General features: G+C 52.1%; 16 protein-coding genes. All 16 read right to left on the reverse strand.

Translation table 11 applies throughout. The features are described from left to right. Nucleotides 1-356: 356 nt before the first annotated feature. The 16 genes from dut to proS all read right to left on the reverse strand — a co-directional run bounded on the left by dut (nucleotide 357) and on the right by proS (nucleotide 20,758). Nucleotides 357-800, reverse strand: coding sequence for a dUTP diphosphatase (dut, locus tag KZ483_RS17765; RefSeq protein ID WP_258881314.1), 444 nt, complete (start codon nucleotides 798-800; stop codon nucleotides 357-359). Then, on the reverse strand, nucleotides 781-2,046 hold the full coding sequence (locus KZ483_RS17770) for a M16 family metallopeptidase (RefSeq protein ID WP_220348827.1): 1,266 nt from the start codon (nucleotides 2,044-2,046) through the stop codon (nucleotides 781-783). The genes dut and KZ483_RS17770 overlap by 20 nt, the downstream gene beginning before the upstream one ends. A gap of 54 nt (nucleotides 2,047-2,100) precedes the next feature. Further along, nucleotides 2,101-3,060 carry a polysaccharide deacetylase family protein gene (locus KZ483_RS17775; protein WP_397376212.1) on the reverse strand — a complete coding sequence of 320 codons (960 nt, stop codon included), beginning with the start codon at nucleotides 3,058-3,060 and terminating at the stop codon, nucleotides 2,101-2,103. A 194-nt stretch (nucleotides 3,061-3,254) separates the two neighbouring features. Next, nucleotides 3,255-5,357 carry a polyribonucleotide nucleotidyltransferase gene (gene pnp / locus KZ483_RS17780; protein ID WP_220348829.1) on the reverse strand — a complete coding sequence of 701 codons (2,103 nt, stop codon included), beginning with the start codon at nucleotides 5,355-5,357 and terminating at the stop codon, nucleotides 3,255-3,257. 256 nt (nucleotides 5,358-5,613) lie between these two features. Beyond that, entirely contained in the window at nucleotides 5,614-5,883 is a 270-nt protein-coding gene (gene rpsO, locus KZ483_RS17785) for a 30S ribosomal protein S15 (RefSeq protein ID WP_220348831.1), read from the reverse strand. 163 nt (nucleotides 5,884-6,046) lie between these two features. Beyond that, the gene (locus KZ483_RS17790; RefSeq protein ID WP_220348833.1) at nucleotides 6,047-6,997 is read right to left on the reverse strand and encodes a bifunctional riboflavin kinase/FAD synthetase; all 951 of its coding nucleotides are present in this window, start codon (nucleotides 6,995-6,997) and stop codon (nucleotides 6,047-6,049) included. A 25-nt stretch (nucleotides 6,998-7,022) separates the two neighbouring features. Next, a complete protein-coding gene (gene truB / locus KZ483_RS17795) occupies nucleotides 7,023-7,946 on the reverse strand; it encodes a tRNA pseudouridine(55) synthase TruB (RefSeq protein WP_220353519.1) in 924 nt (307 codons plus the stop codon). Then, nucleotides 7,946-8,956: a DHH family phosphoesterase gene (locus KZ483_RS17800; RefSeq protein WP_220348835.1), complete on the reverse strand. Its 1,011-nt coding sequence runs from the start codon at nucleotides 8,954-8,956 to the stop codon at nucleotides 7,946-7,948. The genes truB and KZ483_RS17800 overlap by 1 nt, the downstream gene beginning before the upstream one ends. Beyond that, a complete protein-coding gene (rbfA, locus tag KZ483_RS17805) occupies nucleotides 8,953-9,309 on the reverse strand; it encodes a 30S ribosome-binding factor RbfA (protein WP_220348836.1) in 357 nt (118 codons plus the stop codon). The genes KZ483_RS17800 and rbfA overlap by 4 nt, the downstream gene beginning before the upstream one ends. 7 nt (nucleotides 9,310-9,316) lie before the next feature. Next, nucleotides 9,317-11,998 carry a translation initiation factor IF-2 gene (infB, locus tag KZ483_RS17810; RefSeq protein WP_397376213.1) on the reverse strand — a complete coding sequence of 894 codons (2,682 nt, stop codon included), beginning with the start codon at nucleotides 11,996-11,998 and terminating at the stop codon, nucleotides 9,317-9,319. A 64-nt stretch (nucleotides 11,999-12,062) separates the two neighbouring features. Further along, on the reverse strand, nucleotides 12,063-12,398 hold the full coding sequence (locus tag KZ483_RS17815; RefSeq protein ID WP_220353520.1) for a L7Ae/L30e/S12e/Gadd45 family ribosomal protein: 336 nt from the start codon (nucleotides 12,396-12,398) through the stop codon (nucleotides 12,063-12,065). Then, nucleotides 12,379-12,702, reverse strand: a complete 324-nt coding sequence (rnpM, locus tag KZ483_RS17820) for an RNase P modulator RnpM (protein ID WP_220348839.1) — start codon at nucleotides 12,700-12,702, stop codon at nucleotides 12,379-12,381. The genes KZ483_RS17815 and rnpM overlap by 20 nt, the downstream gene beginning before the upstream one ends. Nucleotides 12,703-12,753: 51 nt before the next feature. Then, entirely contained in the window at nucleotides 12,754-13,851 is a 1,098-nt protein-coding gene (gene nusA / locus KZ483_RS17825; protein ID WP_220348841.1) for a transcription termination factor NusA, read from the reverse strand. 59 nt (nucleotides 13,852-13,910) lie between these two features. Further along, nucleotides 13,911-14,372, reverse strand: a complete 462-nt coding sequence (gene rimP, locus KZ483_RS17830) for a ribosome maturation factor RimP (protein WP_220348843.1) — start codon at nucleotides 14,370-14,372, stop codon at nucleotides 13,911-13,913. Nucleotides 14,373-14,960: 588 nt separating this feature from the next. After that, the gene (locus KZ483_RS17835; protein ID WP_220348844.1) at nucleotides 14,961-19,289 is read right to left on the reverse strand and encodes a PolC-type DNA polymerase III; all 4,329 of its coding nucleotides are present in this window, start codon (nucleotides 19,287-19,289) and stop codon (nucleotides 14,961-14,963) included. A 20-nt stretch (nucleotides 19,290-19,309) separates the two neighbouring features. Then, nucleotides 19,310-20,758: a proline--tRNA ligase gene (proS, locus tag KZ483_RS17840; protein WP_220348845.1), complete on the reverse strand. Its 1,449-nt coding sequence runs from the start codon at nucleotides 20,756-20,758 to the stop codon at nucleotides 19,310-19,312. Between the last annotated feature and the right edge of the window lie 6 nt (nucleotides 20,759-20,764).

Genomic DNA, 20,764 nt, shown 5'->3' on the forward strand with positions numbered 1-20,764 from the left:
AAGGGTATCACTCCTTTCCTCCCTGCAACCGCCCAGTATACTTAAATAAGTGCGGCTATCAGTGAACCCTCTTCATTGGATATAGATCATCTTATGCGTGCGCCCAGAAGGGGGTGATAGACGCTTTTGCTTTCCAATGTGGTCGGTAACGCCACTCGGCATCGCTTCGGCGTTCACATGGCAAATCCGCAGAAGAGACAGCAAAGAGCCTCCCTTATGAAAGGGAGGCTCTTATTGAATAATACCCAGGCGCGGATGCCGGGTCGGGATTAAATTGTAAACAGTTTCCAAATAAACAGTTCAAGTTAAAAAAGCAATAAAGAAAAATGCCGGTTGGGCAAGCAGAAAGAATTTAGCTAGGTTCCGGTGTGGCCAAAGCCTCCGGCTCCGCGGACTGTATCCGGCAGCTGATCGACCTCCGAAATCGCAATCTGGGGGACGACCTGGAAAAGCATTTGAGCAATACGTTCGCCGCGTTCGATCGTGAAGGGCTCCTGACCCAGATTGATCAGCAGTACCTTTACTTCACCGCGGTAGTCAGCGTCAATTGTACCCGGCGAATTGAGGCATGTAATACCATGCTTGAAGGCGAGCCCGCTGCGCGGCCGGATCTGGGCCTCCAGCTCGGCTGGCATTGCCATCGAGAAGCCCGTAGGGATCAGTTTCCGCTCCCCCGGAGACAATGTTACAGGTTCATCTACGGCAGCATGAACGTCGAAGCCTGCAGCCAATTCGGACATTTTCCGCGGAAGCTGCATATCCTCGTTGCCCGGAAGCCGCTTAAACAATACTTGATGCAAGACTATCCCTCCTAAGTACCGAAGCCGCTTTATCGTTGGTGCCTACCATTGCCACTGCAAACGGGACGGAGAGCATTCTGCGCGTCACGTCCTGAATATCGCTCATTCTTACAGAGTCGATTCGTTCCAGCATTTCATCCAAGGTGTAGTGGCGGCCGAGCATCAGCTCGTTTTTGCCGAGGCGGTTCATTCTGCTGCTTGTGCTTTCCAGGCTGAGGATCAAGCTTCCCTTTAACTGCTCTTTGCCGCGGTTTAGCTCGCTGTCTGTCAGACCGTTCGCAGCCAAGTCGTGCAGCTGCTCCAGCGTCAAATCCAGCACTTCCTTAGTTTGCTTCGGCGCAGTTCCGGCGTAGACGGTGAACAATCCGCTGTCCGCATAGGATGTATGGTATGAGTACACGGAATATGCCAAACCGCGCTTCTCTCGGATTTCCTGAAATAATCTCGAGCTCATTCCTCCCCCAAGCGCATTATTGAGCAATATCATCGCATAAAGCTGGGGGTCCGCTATCGAACATCCAGGGAATGACAGGCAAATATGATTTTGCTCCGTCTTCTTCTTGTGGAAAATATAATTACCTTGAAATGCAGGTGAAGAGACGGCAATCTCTGCGCCTGTATTCTTGAAACCGCCGAATTGTTTCTCAAGAAGCTCCAGAAGCACGCTTTCTTCAACGTTCCCGGCTACGCTGATAACCGTGTTGTCAATCCGGTAATGACTGCGCATATAGCCGCGAAGCGCTTCCGCGTCCATACCGGCTAACCTTTCTTCCAGGCCGAGAATTGAATAAGCGAGCGGATGTTCGCCGAAAGCCGCCCGGGATGATTCATCATGAACCTTGTCGTCCGGCGTGTCTTCATACATCGAAATCTCTTCCAAAATCACATTTTTTTCCTTGCTTAGCTCTGCGGCATCCATTTCCGATTCAAAAAACATATCGGCCAATGCATCGACCGCAATCGGCAAATGCTGATCCAGTACCTTGGCGAAATAACAGGTGTACTCCTTCGCTGTGAAGGCATTCACATTGCCTCCGATACCGTCGAACAAATCAGCTATATCTTTCGCGCTGCGGCGAGCCGTTCCTTTGAACAGCATGTGCTCGATAAAATGGGATATGCCGTTATTTTCAAGAGTTTCATTTCGCGAACCTGTTTTTACCCAGATTCCGAATGATACCGATCTGCATGTTGGTATGTATTCCACTACAACGCGCAATCCGTTGCTAAGCGTATAATTGTTCACCGCGGTTCCTCCTAAAAGTTTCTGCTGAAAATCAATGACTCCACTATAACAAAATTACTGTGCCGCCTCAACTAAAGAGATTCGCTTGGATGAGAGCGTTTCGCTCACCGTGCCAAGCGAAAGGCCTTTTTGCTTGATCGCGGCGATCATTCCCGGCAGCGCCTCACTTGAAGAATCGGTCGGGTGCATCAATATAAGCGAGCCCGGCTCCACACGCGTTCTTATTTTTCGTACAATCGACGCTGCCTGAGGGTGCTGCCAATCGACGGTATCAAGTGTCCATAGAACTGTTTTCAACCCCTGCTCCGCCGCCACCTCTATTGTTGTCTTATTAAAATCTCCGGAGGGAGGAGCAAACCACTTATTGGATACCCCCAGCGTTGACTTAAGAAGCGCTTCTGTCTTGGCGATTTGATTGTAAGCCGACTGGCGGTCTAGCTTGCTCATATCGGGGTGGGAGTAAGCGTGGTTCGATAACTCGTGGCCGAAAGACTGGATGAGCCGAGCCGCATCCGTATTTTTTTTCAGCCATGATCCGTCGAGGAAAAAGGTCGCCTTTACGTTCTCCTTCTCCAGTGTTTTCAACATGGACTCCAAATACTCATTGCCCCAAGCGACGTTAATCATCAGCGCGACCATCGGCTTATTCGGGTTTCCTTTATAAATCGGCTCCGGTCCGAGCTCGTCGAGGCCGATCGTCGGCGGCACTTCCCTATAGACATAACGAATCGGCGCATGCTCAGGTGCATCCCGCATCAGCCGGTACGTCTGCTCCACATCGATTTCCAAACCATTATAACCCGGAATTGCTTTCCATATGCGATCCATCCTCGCATCGATGGGTGCGATTCTTCGTTTCACAGCTTCCTTTTCGATCGTTTCCCGTAATGAGCGGCTAAAATTGTCCGCAGCGATATTCAAACGGTACGTCGCGGAGGCCTGCCCCTGTTTTATCGCATCCACGTAGGAAGACAAAGGGCCGTTAAGCTTTACGAATAGAAGAAGTGCACACATAATAGCCGCAAGTACGATCGCCATTTTCAGTTTCACCTATATCTCCCCACCCTTCTTCTTCATCCTATTATGGCTCGGCCGACATTATGAGAAGGAACGAAGCGGGAAGACTTGTGTTTTATGGCAAAATAAAAAGAGACAGATGAAATCTGGCTCTTTCCGAGGTACATATGGTGTGAAATTCGCTAATCCGTCTAGGGTTGTGAAGGCACTTCCGGCGTTAGCACCGCTTTACGGGACAAATTAATGCGCCCTTGCTGGTCAATTTCCGTCACTTTAACGGTAATTTGATCACCGATTTTGACAACGTCTTCCACTTTTGCGACTCGTTCGGTTGAAATCTGCGAAATGTGAACAAGTCCGTCTTTGCCAGGCAGAATCTCCACGAAGCAGCCAAATTTCTCGATCCGTTTGACTGTTCCTAAATACACTTCCCCGACTACAACCTCACGAACGATGCCCTCGATAATTTGCTTGGCGCGCTCGTTGGCTTCTGCGTTGGAAGATGCGATAAAGACGGTGCCATCCTGCTCGATATCAATTTTTACGCCGGTTTCATCAATGATTTTATTGATGATTTTACCGCCGGAGCCAATAACATCACGGATTTTATCCGGATGGATGCGCATAATGACGATTTTCGGAGCATATGGAGACAAGTCCTTACGCGGCTGCTGCATGACTTCAAGCATTTTGCCAAGAATATGCATGCGTCCTTCTCGGGCTTGTTCAAGCGCCTCAGCCAAAATCGCGCGATCGATTCCATCGATTTTGATATCCATCTGAATCGCCGTTACACCTGCAGCCGTTCCCGCGACTTTGAAGTCCATATCGCCGAGATGGTCTTCCATCCCCTGGATATCCGACAAAATGGAAAAATGCTCGCCGTCTTTAATCAGTCCCATGGCTATGCCTGCAACCGGGGCTTTAATTGGTACGCCAGCATCCATCATAGCCAGCGAACTGGCGCAGATACTTGCCTGGCTTGTCGATCCGTTCGATTCCAGCACCTCGGAAACGAGACGAATGGTATATGGGAAATCCGTCTCGGAAGGAATAACCTTGGATAGTGCCCGTTCGCCAAGTGCACCATGTCCGATTTCACGGCGGCCTGGAGGACGAAGCGGTCTAGCTTCACCGACGCTGAACGGCGGGAAGTTGTAATGATGCATAAACCGTTTCGTTTCGGCTAAATCGATACCGTCGAGTATTTGTACATCACCAAGCGCCCCAAGGGTACAAATGCTGAGCGCTTGCGTCTGGCCGCGCGTGAACAAACCGGAACCATGCGTTCTTGGAAGCAGCGCAACATCGCACTCGATGGGACGGATTTCACCGAGTCCCCTACCATCCGGACGCACTTTGTCATGTGTGATTAAGCGCCGCACTTCTTCCTTGACGATGTCGTAAAGCACTTCCTTCACATCGCCGAGCAGCTCCGGTTTATCCGCATATTCTACTTCAAAATGAGCGACTGTCTCCGCATTGATATCATCAATGGCTTCCTGACGTGCATGCTTCTCGGGAACGCGAACCGCTTCCACTAGCCTGTCCGCCGCATAGGCGCGAACCGCTGCGCTTACTTGCCCGTCCGGCGCTTTAAGCTTCACTTCCATTTTCGGCTTTCCTGCGAGTCCATGAAGCTCTTCAATCGTTGCGACGATCTTTTTAATTTCGTCGTGGCCGAACATGATTGCTTCCAGTACAACCGCTTCCGGCACTTCGTTCGCTTCCGCTTCCACCATCATTATGGCATCTTTCGTTCCGGAAACAACGACGTACACATCGCTTTTGCCTTCTTGCTCAACCGTAGGATTAATGACAAATTGACCGTCAATCCGGCCGACAACGACACCGCCGATCGGTCCGTTAAACGGGATGTCGGAAATCGTTAGCGCTGCGGACGTTCCGATCATCGCTGCAATTTCAGGCGTGCAATTCTGGTCCACACTCATTACGATATTCGCAATTTGCACCTCATTACGGAATCCCTCCGGAAACAAAGGACGAATCGGACGGTCAGTCAGACGACTGGACAGAATCGCTTTCTCGCTGGGACGTCCTTCACGTTTAATAAAGCCCCCGGGGATCTTCCCAACCGCATACAGCCTCTCTTCGTAGTTGACCGTTAGCGGGAAGAAATCCAGATTCTTCGGTTCGTTCGATGCCACGACCGTACAGAGTATTACCGTTTCGCCATACTTAACGGTAACGGCGGCGTTAGCTTGCTTCGCCAGACGACCCGTTTCAAGCACAAGCGGGCGACCGCCGAGCGTCATTTCAACACGTTGTAGCATTAAATCCCTCCTGATTGCAACCGGGCACATCTAACGTCCCTGGTTGTCCTATTTTAGTTTTTCCATTCGACAACTTTCATGCCATTTCCTGCTGGGAAAGAAGATAAAAGAAAAGCTCCTATTGGAGCGTCTCAAGGTAGTTTTCCTTATTTCTTGAATCTATAGTCGGCGTTACATTTACAAAAAGCAACCCGGCTCAGCCAAATCCGCTAATACGGTCGGCTGGACAACCAGGTTGCTTTTATCCCCGCATCTCTTATCGGCGAAGGCCGAGTTTTTCGATCAATGCGCTGTAACGTCTAACGTCTTTATTTTTCAGGTAAGCCAACAGCTTACGACGTTGACCGACCATTTTGAGCAGACCGCGACGGGAGTGGTGGTCTTTCTTGTGCACCCGAAGATGATCAGTCAAATTGACGATATTTTGCGTCAGGATAGCGATTTGAACTTCCGGAGAACCGGTGTCGTTCGCGTGGGTCTTGTGTTCGTCGATCAATTGATTCTTACGCTCTTGAGTAAGTGCCATCCTTGTTCACCTCCTTTATCATAATCGCCATTAGCCTCGCCGCCGCCGGTGAGATCGAGCAGGCCAAGCCAAGGTTCGTCTGCGAGTGAAGAGCATAACAGCTGTATCACTACGCAACGACTAAGAGTATATCACATTGTGCTATAAGAAGTAAATGGAATGATTATTTGAAAGCTGATAGGATACTTCGCGCCAGATCGGCATCCGAACGGATTTGTCCGATCAGCTCATCAAGAGAATTGAATTTCTTCTCGGCGCGTATATATGAGATGAACCGGATGATCACTGGTTTACCATACAGATCACCGTTGTAATCCAACAGGTGGGCTTCGAGAACCGGCTTCGGAAGCTGTTCATGGAATGTCGGCTTAACGCCGATATTGAGCACTCCGGGAATTCGCTCCCCATCAACGTCAGCCATTATGGCATATACGCCTTGACGCGGAATGACGTATGCCGATTCCGGTTCAAGGTTCGCCGTCGGAAATCCGAGCGTTTTCCCCCGTCCTTCTCCGTGAACAACCGTTCCCCGCACCTGGTAGGGTGTGCCAAGAAGCTGTTCTGCCGCTTCCGGCCTGCCTTCGGCAAGCGCTTCCCGGACATTCGTACTGCTGACCTTGCTTCCGTTAAGCATAAGCGGTTCAACCACTTCAACCTCGACGTCCGGTGCCCCGAGCATCTTCAGCGTATCGGGTTTTCCCGCTCCGCGCGCCCCGAATGTGAAATCAAAGCCGACAATGGCTTTCTTCACCTGAAGAGGCCGCAGTACAAGCTGAACGAATTCACCGGGAGTGACGACCGAGAAATTCAGATCGAATTTCACGATGTACACGATATCGACGCCAAGACCGCGGAAGCGTTCCACCTTTTCCCGTAGGGGCGTCAAGCAGGACAGGTACTGCTGCCCTTGGCCCAGCACTTCCTTCGGGTGCGGATCAAAGGTCATCACAGCCGATTGGATGCCCGCGGAGCCCGCTGCTTCAACCGACCGGCGAATGACGTTTTGATGGCCTTTATGCACGCCATCGAAATGACCGATAGCCAGCGTCTTCGGCTGCGCCGAGCGAGCGGCGTCGGATAAGAGAACCGGATATTGCAAAGAAATAATTTCCACTGCAGTCACACCTGCTTTATGAGCTTCACTTATTTTCAGTAGGCGTAAATACTTTGACCGCCTTTAGCATACCTGTGTCCGCGTCAACCTGGAACAAGCCGAGGAACATGCCGTTCTCTTCATAGAGACGAATGAGAGCATGCAATTCGAAAGGCTGCAAATGTTGAACGTTGTCCAAAGGAATTTGCTTGCCTTGAAAAGCATGCAGAGCCATCCGGGCGTCGACCGCCGCTCGCGGAAGATGGTCGAGCGCAGCGTCGGCCGGCAGCAGCTTCGCCTCTAGTTCTCCTGAAGCTTGCAGCGTTTCGATCTCGTCAAGCGTCAGGCAGTGCTGCCTGGTAAATCCGCCGGACATCGTCCGCGTCAGCTCGGCCATCACCGCCGGCACTCCAAGCGCTTTGCCTATATCCACGCACAATGTGCGAATATAGGTCCCCTTGGAGCACTTGACGGAAAAACGTATTCTCGGATGGGGAATATCGAGTTCCATACCGAGCAGTTCGAGTTCATATATGGTAACAGGCCTTGCCTGCCGCTCTATAACGCGCCCCTCCCGGGCAAGCTCATACAGCCGCTTGCCTGATACCCGGACTGCGGAATACATTGGCGGAACCTGCTCGATTTCACCGACGAATGAAGCGAGCGCCCGGCGGATTTCCGTCTCTTGGATTGTAACGGAATCCACCTGCGATAATATGGTTCCGGTCAGATCCTCAGTATCCGTGCTAAGTCCGAGCTGAAGTACCGCTTCATACGCCTTCGGTCTCTCCTGTACGTATTCAACCACACGAGTGGCGCGCCCGATACATATCGGCAGAACTCCCGTTACTTGCGGGTCGAGCGTGCCTGCATGTCCGATCCGTTTAATGCGAAGCAGCCGCCTTACCTTCGCCACGACATCATGGGAAGTCCAGCCTGCAGGCTTCCAAACCGCCAATATGCCTTCCATCATCGGTCCAGCGCCTCTCTTACCGCTTGCACAAGAATCGTAATTGCATCCGGTATCGGCCCGTCAAGTCTGCAGCCGGCTGCTCTAACGTGGCCGCCTCCGCCGAACGATTGGGCGATAGCCGCAACATCCGCTTTTCCCGACGAGCGCATGCTCACTTTTACTTCGCCGTGTTCGGTTTCTTTAAATAAAATGCCGACCTCCACGCCTTCCACATTGCGCGCGTAGTTGACAAGACCTTCCAGGTCGTCGCCGACTGCACCTGTCTCCGCCATATCCGGGTAGGTTACAAAAAGCCATGCTATCCGATTATCGTCGGAGAAAGTCAACCGGCTCAAACCGCGCTGCAGCAAGAGCAATTGAGATTTCGTCATACGTTCGAGCAAATGATCGGCGATCCAATGGCCCCGAACACCCTTGGACAGCATAAGGGAAGCGATCTGCATTATGGATGGACTCGTATTCGAGTAACGGAATCCTCCCGTATCGGTCAACAGCCCGGTATATATCGCAGTAGCTGCTTCAATATCCGGGGAAATGCCGGAGTGCGAGATTAAATCATATAAGATTTCGACCGTTGCGGCAGCGTCCTCCTTAATCAGGTTAACCGCGCCAAAAGAATCGTTCGTAGGATGATGGTCGATATTCAACAGTTTCGCTTCCTCCGAGAAAACACCGGCTACGAGGCCGATCCGCCGAAAATCGGCGCAATCGACCGCGATTATCCGGTCAAACTTCTCGGCAACGGGCTGCTTGATGAAGTTGATGATAGTGTCGGCGTCTTCTAAAAAATTCAGCCTGACCGGCACTGCCCCCTCATTGATCATCACCGCCTGCTTGCCTAGCCGGCGAAGCAGCCAGCCGATAACCAGGGTCGAGCTGATTGCATCGCCGTCCGGCTGTACATGCGAAACGACGAGAAAGCGGTCGCCGTCGCCAATGAATGAGAGCGCCTCATCAAGCTGCTTACGGTAAGCAGCAGAGAATGCCGTCTCCTGCCCGACCGTCATTGGCCACCATTGCCGCGGTTGATCTGATCAAGAAGCGATTCGATTCGGCTTCCGTATTCAATGCTGCTGTCGAATTTGAACAGAAGCTCCGGCGTATGGCGCAGTCGAATCCTTTTACCAAGCTCGGAGCGGAGAAACCCGGTGCCTCGGGCTAAGGCTTTCAACGTTTCTTCCTTCTGTTCATCGCTGCCAAGAACGCTTAAGAACACTCGCGCTTGCGACAGGTCGCTGGTTACTTCAACACCGGTGACGGTGATGAAGCCGATCCGCGGATCTTTCAGCTCGGTTTGAATAATTTGGCTAAGCTCTTTCTTAAGCTGTTCGCCGACACGTCCTACGCGAACCTTCGCCATAGGGCAATCACCTCTCTACTGTTTCCATAACGTAGGCTTCGATCGTGTCTCCCTCTTTGAGGTCATGGTATTTATCCAGTGTAATACCGCACTCATAACCTTGGGCGACCTCTTTGGCGTCATCCTTGAATCGTTTGAGCGACTCGATCTCACCATCGAATATAACGATACCGCCGCGAATCAGGCGCGCCTTGGCGGAGCGGGTGATTTTGCCGGAAGTTACCATACATCCCGCGATCGTACCTACTTTGCTGACTTTGAAAATGTTGCGGACCTCGGCTTGGCCGATGACGACCTCTTTATAAACCGGATCAAGCATGCCCTTCATCGCGTGCTCGATTTCATCAATTACGTTGTAAATGATGCTGTGCTGGCGAATATCCACCTGCTCCTGCTCCGCAGTGGCGATAGCCTGCGGCTCCGGACGAACATTGAAGCCGATGACGATCGCGTTGGAGGCGGAAGCCAGATTGATGTCGGACTCGGTGATTGCACCTACGCCGCTGTGAATGATCTTGACGCGTACGCCCTCGATGTCGATTTTACCGAGCGAGCCCTTAAGGGCTTCCGAAGATCCTTGAACGTCGGCTTTGATAATAACGTTCAAGTCTTTAATTTCGCCTTCTTTGATGTGTTTATACAAATCGTCGAGCGTAACGCGGGTATGTTCTCCCAGCTCGGATTGGCGCTGCTTGATGGCGCGGCGTTCAGCAATGGCGCGTGCTTTGCGCTCGTCCTCGAACACGAGGAACGGATCACCGGCCAGCGGCACTTCGGTTAACCCTGTGATTTCCACCGGCGTACTCGGTCCGGCTTCTTTCAGACGCCGGCCTTTGTCGTTCACCATGGCGCGTACGCGGCCGAAGCAGTTGCCCGCCACAAACGCATCGCCGATTTTGAGTGAACCGTGTTGAACGAGAATACGTGCAACCGGTCCTTTACCTTTGTCCAGCTCGGCTTCGATAACGGTACCGCGCGCCCGTTTGTTAGGGTTCGCTTTGTAGTCGTTCACTTCGGCAACGAGCAGTATCATTTCGAGCAGATCTTCAAGTCCTATGCGCTGCTTGGCCGAAACGTTGACGAAGATTGTATCTCCGCCCCATTCTTCCGGAACGAGCTCATAAGGGGTCAGCTCCTGCTTGATTTTATCGGGATTCGCATCGGGCTTATCGATTTTATTGACCGCAACGATGATTGGAACTCCCGCTGCTTTCGCGTGGTTGATGGCTTCAACCGTTTGCGGCATGACGCCGTCATCGGCTGCGACCACGATAATGGTGATATCGGTTACCTGCGCACCGCGCGCCCGCATGAGCGTGAACGCTTCGTGGCCCGGCGTATCAAGGAACGTAATTTTCTTGTGGTTGATCTCGGCCTGATATGCGCCGATATGCTGGGTTATACCGCCCGCTTCGCCGCTCGTAACGCTCGTATGGCGGATAGCGTCAAGCAGTGTTGTTTTACCGTGATCGACGTGACCCATAATGGTTACGACCGGCGGACGGGTTTCGAGGTTTTCTTCTTCGTCCTTCTCTTCGAATGTCTCGAAGGCGTCCTCTTCGACCGGAATCTTCACTTCGACTTCAACGCCGTATTCTCCGGCGATAAGCTGCACCGTATCAATATCAACTTCCTGGTTAATTGTCGCCATTACACCAAGGAAAATAAGCTTCTTGATAACCTCGGATGCGTCTTTATGCAGCAGCTTGGCTAAATCGCCGACCGTCATATTTCCGCGTACGATAATTTTCTTCGGCGTGTTGTCAATCTTTTCTCTGCGTTCCTGCTGTTGGTTGCCTTTGCCGCGTTGATTCTTCCCGCCGCGGTTATTACCTTTATAATTGCTGACTCTCGCATCGTCGAAGCGTTTGCCGCCTGCGTTACCCGGTTTGGTCTTCTTTCCGCCCCGATCGTCAGTTGACCCGGGACGGGATTCAAATGCGCGTCCTGCCCCTTGCGGAGCGCGGTTTTGCTGTTCCGGACGCGGCGCGCCGGAGCGAAATCCACCCTGACCGCCTTGACTTTGGCCGCCTTGGCCGGGACGCGGTGCGCCGCCCTGGCCTTGACCTGCAGGACGCTGGCCGCCTTGACCAAACCGTTGCCCGCCTTGGCCGCCGGCGCCTTGACCGCCTGGGCGTTGACCCTGGCCTTGCTGGCCGCCTTGGCCGAATCGCTGACCGCCCTGACCTTGGCCCGCCGGACGTTGGCCGCCCTGACCTTGACCTGCCGGACGCTGACCGCCTTGACCTTGACCTGTAGGGCGCTGACCGCCCTGACCTTGGCCTGCCGGACGCTGACCGCCCTGACCTTGGCCTGCCGGACGTTGGCCGCCTTGCTGCGATGCCGGACGCTGCTGCTGAGTAATCGTACTTGCTTGTGTATTTGGTTTTGTTGTATTCATATTCCCCTGTTGGTCCTGGTTTGTATTTTTATTCATTGGTGCTGATTGTCCTTGGGTTGTGCTTTGCTGCGGCTTCCGTTCCAACTGCGGCCCTGCGGGACGGTTTGCCGTTTGTGCCGATGCGGAAACAGTCGCGTTCTCCTGAGCGCGCTTGGCTGCCGCATTGGATTTAATATCACGGAAAAATCCTTCTACTTTGTTGACCATCTCGTTTTCCATTACACTCATATGATTGTTGACCGGAAGATTGAGACGCTTCAATATCGTAATGATTTCTTTGCTGCTCATATTGAGCGATTTTGCGTATTCATAGACTCGCAATTTATCCTTGTTGTCCTTGCTGTCTTGTGGTTTAGTCAATATACTCCACCTCCGTAGGTTGGGTTAAGCTTTGTGTAATGCTCTTTGAGAATCCTGCGTCGGTAACGGCCATGAGAACCCGCTCCGACTTGCCGATCGCCTCTCCAAGCGTGACCCGGTCAAATGCTTCTATCAGCTTCACGCTGTAAGTTCCGCATTTGTCCTGAAATTTCTTTCTTGTATTTTCCGATGCGTCGCCGGCCATAATGACAAGCAGCGCCTTCCCCTGCCGGACGGCTTTCAGCACAGTCTCATCACCGGTGATGAGCTTCCCCGCGCGCATCGCCATTCCGAGTAAGGACAATGCCTTATGCCTCTGCTTCGTCATCATCATCAATCCGATCCTTGCCGGCGTTAAACGTATCTTCCACTGCGATAAAATCCTGCTCAAGCTGATCGTAAATTTCCGCGCCCACCGGTTGTTTAAGCGCGCGATCGAGCGCCTTTGTCTTCTTCGCAAGCTTGAAGCATGCCACCTTACCGCACAGGTACGCGCCGCGTCCTGCTTTCTTACCCGTCAGATCGATCAGAACCGTTTCATCTGGCGTACGGACAATGCGGATCAGTTCTTTCTTCGGCATCATTTGTTGGCAAGCGACGCATTTTCGAAGTGGAATTTTTCTTGGTCTCATCTAGTTCCCCTCCTGAGGCGTTTTAAGAAAACGCGGCATCGTAAGCATACGCTAGTCGATGGAGACGGAGTCCTGATGCATCGCGTTCATCGGAGATTTCGGACGGCCATATTCCTGCTCCGCCTGCGTCTCGCTCTTAATATCGATTTTCCAACCGGTCAGCTTCGCGGCCAATCGCGCGTTCTGCCCTTTAATACCGATTGCAAGCGACAGTTGATAGTCCGGCACGATGACGCGCGCCATTTTTTCCTGCTCATATACGATAACTTCCAATACTTTGGAAGGACTCAGCGCATTTGCAACATACTCTTCCACACTGTCCGACCACCGGACAATGTCGATTTTCTCGCCCTTAAGCTCGGTAACGATAGTCTGGACGCGCATTCCTTTTTGCCCGACGCAGGAGCCAACGGGATCAACCTCGTCGTTGCGGGAATAGACAGCGATCTTGGAACGGAAGCCGGCTTCTCTGGCGACGGACCGGATTTCTACCACACCGTCGTAAATCTCCGGCACTTCAAGCTCAAAAAGCCTTTTAAGCAGGCCTGGATGTGTCCGGGAGAGGAATATTTGCGGTCCCTTGGTCGTATTTTCAACCTTGGTAATAAACGATTTCACACGATCGCCGTGCTTGAATTTGTCTGTCGGCATCAATTCCGTCAGCGGGAGAACCGCTTCTACTTTACCGAGATCGATGAACAGATTGCGTACATCCTGACGCTGTATAATGCCGTTTACGATGTCTTCCTCTTTGTCAATGAACGCATTATAAATCAATCCCCGTTCCGCTTCCCGGATCCGCTGGGTTACTACTTGCTTCGCGGTTTGAGCTGCGATGCGGCCGAAATCGCGTGGCGTTACTTCGATCTCTGCAATATCGTCCAGCTGGTAGTGCGGGTTGATTTCGCGGGAAGCTTCAACAGAAATTTCGAGACGCGGGTCGAATACTTCATCCACCACGGTTTTGCGGGCGTACACCTTGATGACGCCGGTAAACCGGTTAATGTCAACGCGAACGTTCTGGGCAGTATTAAAATTGCGTTTGTAGCTGGAAATCAAGGCAGCTTCAATCGCTTCAATCAAAACATCCTTGCTGATTCCTTTCTCTCTTTCGATTTCCGACAGCGCTTCTATAAAATCCATGCTCATTGGAAAATAGTTCCCCCTTTCAATAGTCCCTTACGTTATAGTGCTGCCATCGCCTTCAATTAGAAGACGATGGCCAAACGGGCACTGGCCATTTTGGCATATGGGATCGTATGCTTCTTTTTGCCGATCTCGACGACCGCTTCTTCTCCATCGAACGAAAGGAGCGTGCCTTCGAACTCCTTGGATCCCCCGATAGGCTCATACGTTGTAATAAAGACGTGTTTGCCCACCGCTTTGCGAACGTCGTCCGGTTTCTTTAGCGGCCTCTCTGCTCCAGGCGATGAAACCTCGAGAAAGTAAGCCTCTGTGATCGGGTCCTGCTCATCGAGCTTCTCGCTCAGAAACTCGCTGACACGGCCGCATTCGTCAATATCGATGCTGCCTTCTTTGTCGACGAATACGCGGAGAAACCAGTTGCCGCCTTCTTTGACGTATTCCACGTCAACAAGCTCAAATCCATTTTCGTCAAGAAACGGACGGACCATTTCTTCCACGACGGTTTTGATTTTAGCTGTGCTCAAAAATGATGTACCCCCTACTGCAACTGTTAATCGCGTTTGTAGCGGCGATTCGGTTGTCAGTGAAATTTTGCAACTGTTAATCGCGTTTGTAGCGGCGATTCGGTTGTCAGTGAAATTTTGCAACTGTTAATCGCGTTTATAGCGGCGATTCAGTTGTCAGTGAAATTTTGCAACTGTTAATCGCGTTTATAGCGGCGATTCAGTTGTCAGTGAAATTTTGCAACTGTTAATCGCGTTTATAGCGGCGATTCAGTTGTCAGTGAAATTGGCAACTGTTAATCGCGTTTGTAGCGGCCATCAGTTGTTAGTGAAATCTATAACTGTTGACGGCTCTGGGCCAATCAATCGGTTAGTTGTCAGTCGTAAAAAGGTGTTGACAAAACGTAAAGAGTGGGTTTCCCCACTCTTCTGCGAAAAAGTCGTATCATCAGCATTGCCAGAAAGATTATACCATAACCATCTTGTGGTGACAACAAATGAATTGTTATGGCGCTTAAGAGTACGTCTCGGCTGCGGGAAAGCTGCACCCGGCGTTTCCTGAAGAAAGCTTGCTTCCTCGCTTCGGCTTTCCGGAAACCAATAAATAAATTAGAACAATGATAGCTGGTTGGACTCGGGAAGGCCGCGGAAACATCCCATTCCGCCAAGCACTTCGATAATCGTTTTCGATGCTTTTGACTTCTGCTGGAAGTCCTCCACCGAGAGGAATTCGCCTGCTTCGCGCGCGGCTGCAATGTTGCGGGCGGCGTTGTCGCCGATACCCGCGATGGCCGCAAACGGCGGAATGAGCGAGCTGCCGTCGATTATGAACCGGGTAGCATCGGAACGGTAAAGGTCGACCGGTTTGAATGAAAAGCCCCGTGCCGTCATCTCCAGTGCCATCTCCAGCAGCGATACCGAGCCTTTCTCCTTAGGCGTGGCGCTGAACCCCTTCGATTCAATTTCGATAAGTTTACGCAAAATAGCATCATAACCCTGGCAAAGCAGTTCCAGATCGAAATCTTCCGCTCGAACGCTAAAATACGTCGCATAATAAGCAATCGGATAATAAAGCTTGAAGTAAGCAGTTCGTACTGCCGAAATAACATAAGCGGCGGCATGCGCCTTCGGGAACATATACTCGATCTTCAGACACGAGTCGATATACCACTGCGGCACCTTGCACCGCTTCATTTCGTCAATCCACTCCGGTGTCAGCCCCTTGCCTTTCCGCACGCTTTCGGTAATTTTAAATGCGAGCCCCGCGTCCATTCCCGCCTTATATATCAGGTAAAGCATGATGTCGTCGCGGCAGCCGATTACAGTCTTAATTGTACACGTCCGATTCTTGATCAGCTCCTGCGCATTGCCGAGCCAAACGCCGGTTCCGTGGGAGAGACCCGATATTTGGAGCAGGTCCGCAAAGGACGACGGCTTCGTCTCCTCGAGCATCTGCCGAACGAACTTCGTTCCCATCTCCGGCACTCCATAAGTGGCGACAGGAGAGCGGATTTGTTCCGGCGTCACGCCCAGTGCCTCCGAGGAGTTGAACATGCTCATGACCTTCGGATCGTTCATCGGTATCGTCGTCGGGTCGACGCCAGTCAAATCCTGCAGCATCCGCATCATCGTCGGATCGTCGTGCCCGAGAATATCAAGCTTGAGCAGGTTCTCATCGAATGCATGGTAATCAAAATGCGTCGTTTTCCACTCCGCGCCCGTATCGTCAGCCGGGTATTGCACCGGCGTAATATCTTCCACCTCGATATATTCAGGTACGACTACAATGCCGCCGGGATGCTGGCCCGTGCTTCGCTTAACTCCGGTACAGCCGCTGGCAAGCCTTGAAAGCTCTGCCCCGCGCCATTTCTTGCCATGATCTTCTTCATACTTTTTGGTAAACCCGAATGCCGTCTTCTCCGCGACCGTACCGATCGTTCCCGCACGATATACGTTTTTCTCCCCGAAAATCACTTTAGTGTAATTATGAGCTATCGGCTGATATTCACCTGAGAAGTTAAGATCGATATCGGGAACTTTATCTCCCTTGAAGCCGAGGAACGTTTCGAACGGTATGTCCTGTCCCTCGCCTTTGAGCGGTTTACCGCAGTTCGGGCAGGTCTTGTCCGGCAAATCGAAGCCGCTCGGGTAGCTGCCGTCCAGGAACCACTCGCTGTATTTGCACGTTTCACTTAGACACGTGTAGTGAGCAGGCAGCGGGTTTACCTCCGAAATGCCGAGAAACGTAGCCACCACCGAGGAGCCGACCGACCCCCTGGAACCGACCAGGTAGCCGTCCTCGTTAGACTTCTTGACCAGCCGTTCGGAAATCAAATAGTTTGCCGAGAAGCCGTATTTGATAATAGGAACAAGTTCCTTCTCCAGCCGCTGAACGACAATATCGGGCAAGGGTTCACCGTACATCCGTTTTGCCGTGTCATAGCACTTGGTCCGGATTTCATCATCCGCGCCTTCAATAATAGGCGAGAACAATCCGTTGTCCGTCGGTCCGCCTGTCTTCGGAAACATTTGAAATTCTTCGAACCGCTCAGCCAGCTCCGACGTATTTTTCACTACGACCTCATAAGCCCTGGCTTCGCCCAGAAATGCGAATTCCTCAAGCATCTCTTTGGTCGTCCGGAAATGAGCGTCCGGTTTGCGGATGTCTTTGAGCGGGCTAAAGCCTGTTATGCCGTGAATGGTGATATCACGGAACATTTTGTCCCGGGGAAGCAAATAATGGACATTTCCTGTGGCGATGACCGGCTTGCCCAGCTTGTCGCCGATTTCGCAGACGCGCCGAAGCGCCTGCTCGATTTCGGCGCGACTGGCGACAAAACCCTTCTCCACCAGATGCATGTAGAAGGTGACAGGCTGAATTTCAAGCACATCGTAGTAACGCGCCGCTTCCTCGGCTTCCTCAACCGATTTGTTCATTACCGTTTCAAAAAACTCGCCCTTCTCGCAGCCTGAAACGATCAGCAGCCCTTCTCTCAGCTCGGAAAGCTTGCTCTTCGGAATAGAGGCGACACGTTTAAAATATTGCGTATGAGACAGCGATATGAGCTTGAATAAGTTCTTCTTGCCCACAGCATTAAGCGCATAAATGCAGCAGTGGAACGGACGCATGTTGGATAAATCGAGTCCGACATAATCGTTCAGCATATGAAGGCCCGTTATGTTCCGTTGAACGGCGTCGCCTATGAGTCCGAATAGAACGCCGCCGAGGACGATTGAATCGTCGATGGCCCTGTGATGATTTTCCAGACTTATTTTATATTTATCCGATAGCGTGTTCAGCCTATGGTTCTTCATCGTCGGATGAAGGAAGCGGGCGAGCTCCAGCGTATCCAGCACCGGATTCCTGACCTCCGGCATTCCCAGCCTCTTGCAAGCCGCCTGAATGAAGCCCATATCGAACCGCGCATTATGCGCCACCAGCACCGAAGATCCGATGAAATCCACAAATTCGCGAAGCATCGGCTCAAGCTCCGGCGCATCCTGCACCATATCGTTCGTTATGTTCGTCAGCTGCTGAATGTTGTAGGGAATCGCTTCGTGCGGGTTAATGAAGGTCGAGAAACGGTCAATTTCCTTCCCTTCCCGCATTTTCACGCCGGCAAGCTCGATAATCTTATTGTTGACGACAGACAATCCGGTCGTCTCAATATCAAATACGACATATTCGGCCGTTTGCAGCGTTTCTTCGCGCGGGTTAAGGACCATTGGAACGGCGTCGTTGACGACATTGGCTTCCAGACCGAACAGCACCTTGATCCCATGCTTCTTCGCCGCCTTCGCAGCGTCGGGATAGCACTGCACATTACTGTGATCGGTAATGGCGATTGCTTTATGTCCCCACTTCGCCGCTTGTTTTATGTACGCGTCAACGGGCGTCACGGCGTCCATCGTGCTCATTGTCGTATGAAGGTGAAACTCGACGCGTTTTTCTTCCGCATCGTCTTTGGCTTCCTTCGGCGGCACTACTTCATGAAGATCGGAGGGCATCATGACGAGCTCGGGTTCCTGCATGAACCGGTCGTATTCTACGCGCCCGCGGGCTTTGATCCATTTGCCGTTGGACAGTTGACTAAGCACCTTGACGTCGTCCTTCGTCTTGGCGAACATTTTCATCGCGATCGAATCGGTAAAATCCGTTACGTTAAATGTAAAGAGCGTGCTGCCGTTGCGAAGCTCCTTCACATCTAGAGCGAAGACTGAGCCCTGGACGGTTACCTTCTTCTCTTCCTCGACGATGTTCATTACAGGCACCGGTTCATCGCGTATGTCATAACCGACGACGAGCCTCACTTCGCCCTCCTCCACCGGAGGAGCTTCGGACGCTGCGCTGCTTATCATTTGCTGGATGACTTCCCGCTCTTCCCGGTCGCGCTTCTGAGCGAACTGTTCATAAGCCTCCTGGCTTTGCTGCCCTACCGCCAGCTTCACTCTGCAAGTCCGGTCAAACTGCTCCTCGAAGAATCGAACCGCCATTTCGTCGATCTTCTTCTTGCGGGCAAGCTCAAGACCCATCTCATCGAGCAGCGCGATCGTGAGGAGGCCGCCTTCGGCTTCCATCTTCGCCTTGCCGAGCCAGCCGTTCACCGATGCGTTATGCTGCTGTACCCATTCGACGAATGCCGGCCAATATTCCAGCAGCACATCGTCCGTCAACACGGCTTCCTCATAGCTGAATTTAAATGAAATCTCTGCAATATGTGCAAACTTAGACTGTACAGTGCGGCAAAAAACACCAAAAGCCGGTAAAGGAACCAAGGACGCTTTGCGTATGCAAAACGTCCATTCCCGGTTGCTCCGGCTCACGATCACTTTGTCGATATACCCGTCCCCAAAATGTTCATCCGTCAATTGCTGCGGCAGCTCCGACTGCTTGAGAAGCAGTTCGAAACGATGCCGCTTTTCCCCGGTTTGGCTCATTATTTCCTCCCCAAAAAGACTCAATACGCCCGGGCAAATACAACCGTATGCTTCGCTTTCTCGCCGCAAACGAGACATTGTGTCTTCTGCTGCGCAGGCTCGAAAGGAATGTTGCGGCTTGTCGCTCCGGTTTCTTCTTTCACTTGCCTCTCGCATGACTCAGAACCGCACCACCCGGCCAAAGCGAAACCGCGTTTTTCTTCCATGAGCGATTTCATTTCGTCCAGTGTTTCAACAGAATAGGAGTGCTCCGCGCGGAACTGCTTAGCCCTCTCCAGCATGCCGGCCTGAATTTCATCCAGCATACGCTTGATTTCGGCAACAAGGTCGGCCTGTGAGACAACCCGTTTCTCTCCGGTCAACCGGGAGACGAGTACAACCTGTCCGTTCTCCATATCGCGAGGACCAAGCTCAAGTCGAACAGGCACGCCGCGCATTTCGTATTCATTGAACTTCCAGCCGGGGCTGACATCGCTGCGGTCGTCCACTTTAACACGTACGCCGGCCTTTTTCAGTTCTGTATACAGCTCGTCCACTCGTCCAATAACCTGCTCGCGCGTTTTCGGCGGCCCTATCGGAATCATTACCACCTGTGTCGGCGCCACTTTAGGCGGAAGCGCGAGACCACGGTCATCGCCGTGCACCATGATCAGAGCTCCTATGAGACGCGTCGTTGATCCCCAGGAGGTCGTATGTACGAACTGCTGTGTATTCTCCCGGTCCAAATATTTAATATCGAAGGCGACTGCAAAGTTCGTGCCCAAATAATGTGACGTCGCGGCCTGCACGGCGCGTCCGTCCTTCATCATCGCTTCGATTGAAAAAGTGTCGACAGCGCCAGCAAATTTCTCCGATGGCGTCTTTTGTCCGACGATAACCGGAATCGCCAGGAAATTTTCGGCGAAATCCTTATAGATGCTCAGCATTTGATTCGTCTCGCCGCGAGCTTCAGCTTCCGTTTCATGCGCTGTGTGGCCTTCCTGCCACAAAAACTCGGTAGTTCTCAGGAAAGGCAGCGTCCTTTTCTCCCAACGGACAACGTTCGCCCACTGATTAATGAGGACAGGCAAATCACGGTATGATTGAATCCATTTCGAGTACATATGACCGATAATCGTCTCGGATGTCGGCCTGATCGCAAGCCGCTCCTCAAGCTTCTCTCCGCCCGCTTCGGTTACCCAAGGCAGCTCCGGATTAAAGCCTTCCACATGCTCCTTCTCCTTCTGGAAGAAGCTCTCCGGAATAAAGAGCGGAAAATACGCATTGCGGTGGCCCGTTTCCTTGAACCGCCGGTCGAGCTCATCCTTCATATGCTCCCAAATCTCGAATCCATCCGGCCGGAACACGATACATCCCCGCACCGGCGAATAATCCATTAATTCGGCTTTCTTGATCACATCGATGTACCACCGGGAGAAATCTTCGCCCTGTGGTGTTATCTCCGTTACAAACTGCTTCTCCTTCGACATAACCGT

Origin of the sequence: Paenibacillus sp. sptzw28, assembly GCF_019550795.1 — a bacterium.
GTDB lineage: Bacteria > Bacillota > Bacilli > Paenibacillales > Paenibacillaceae > Paenibacillus_Z.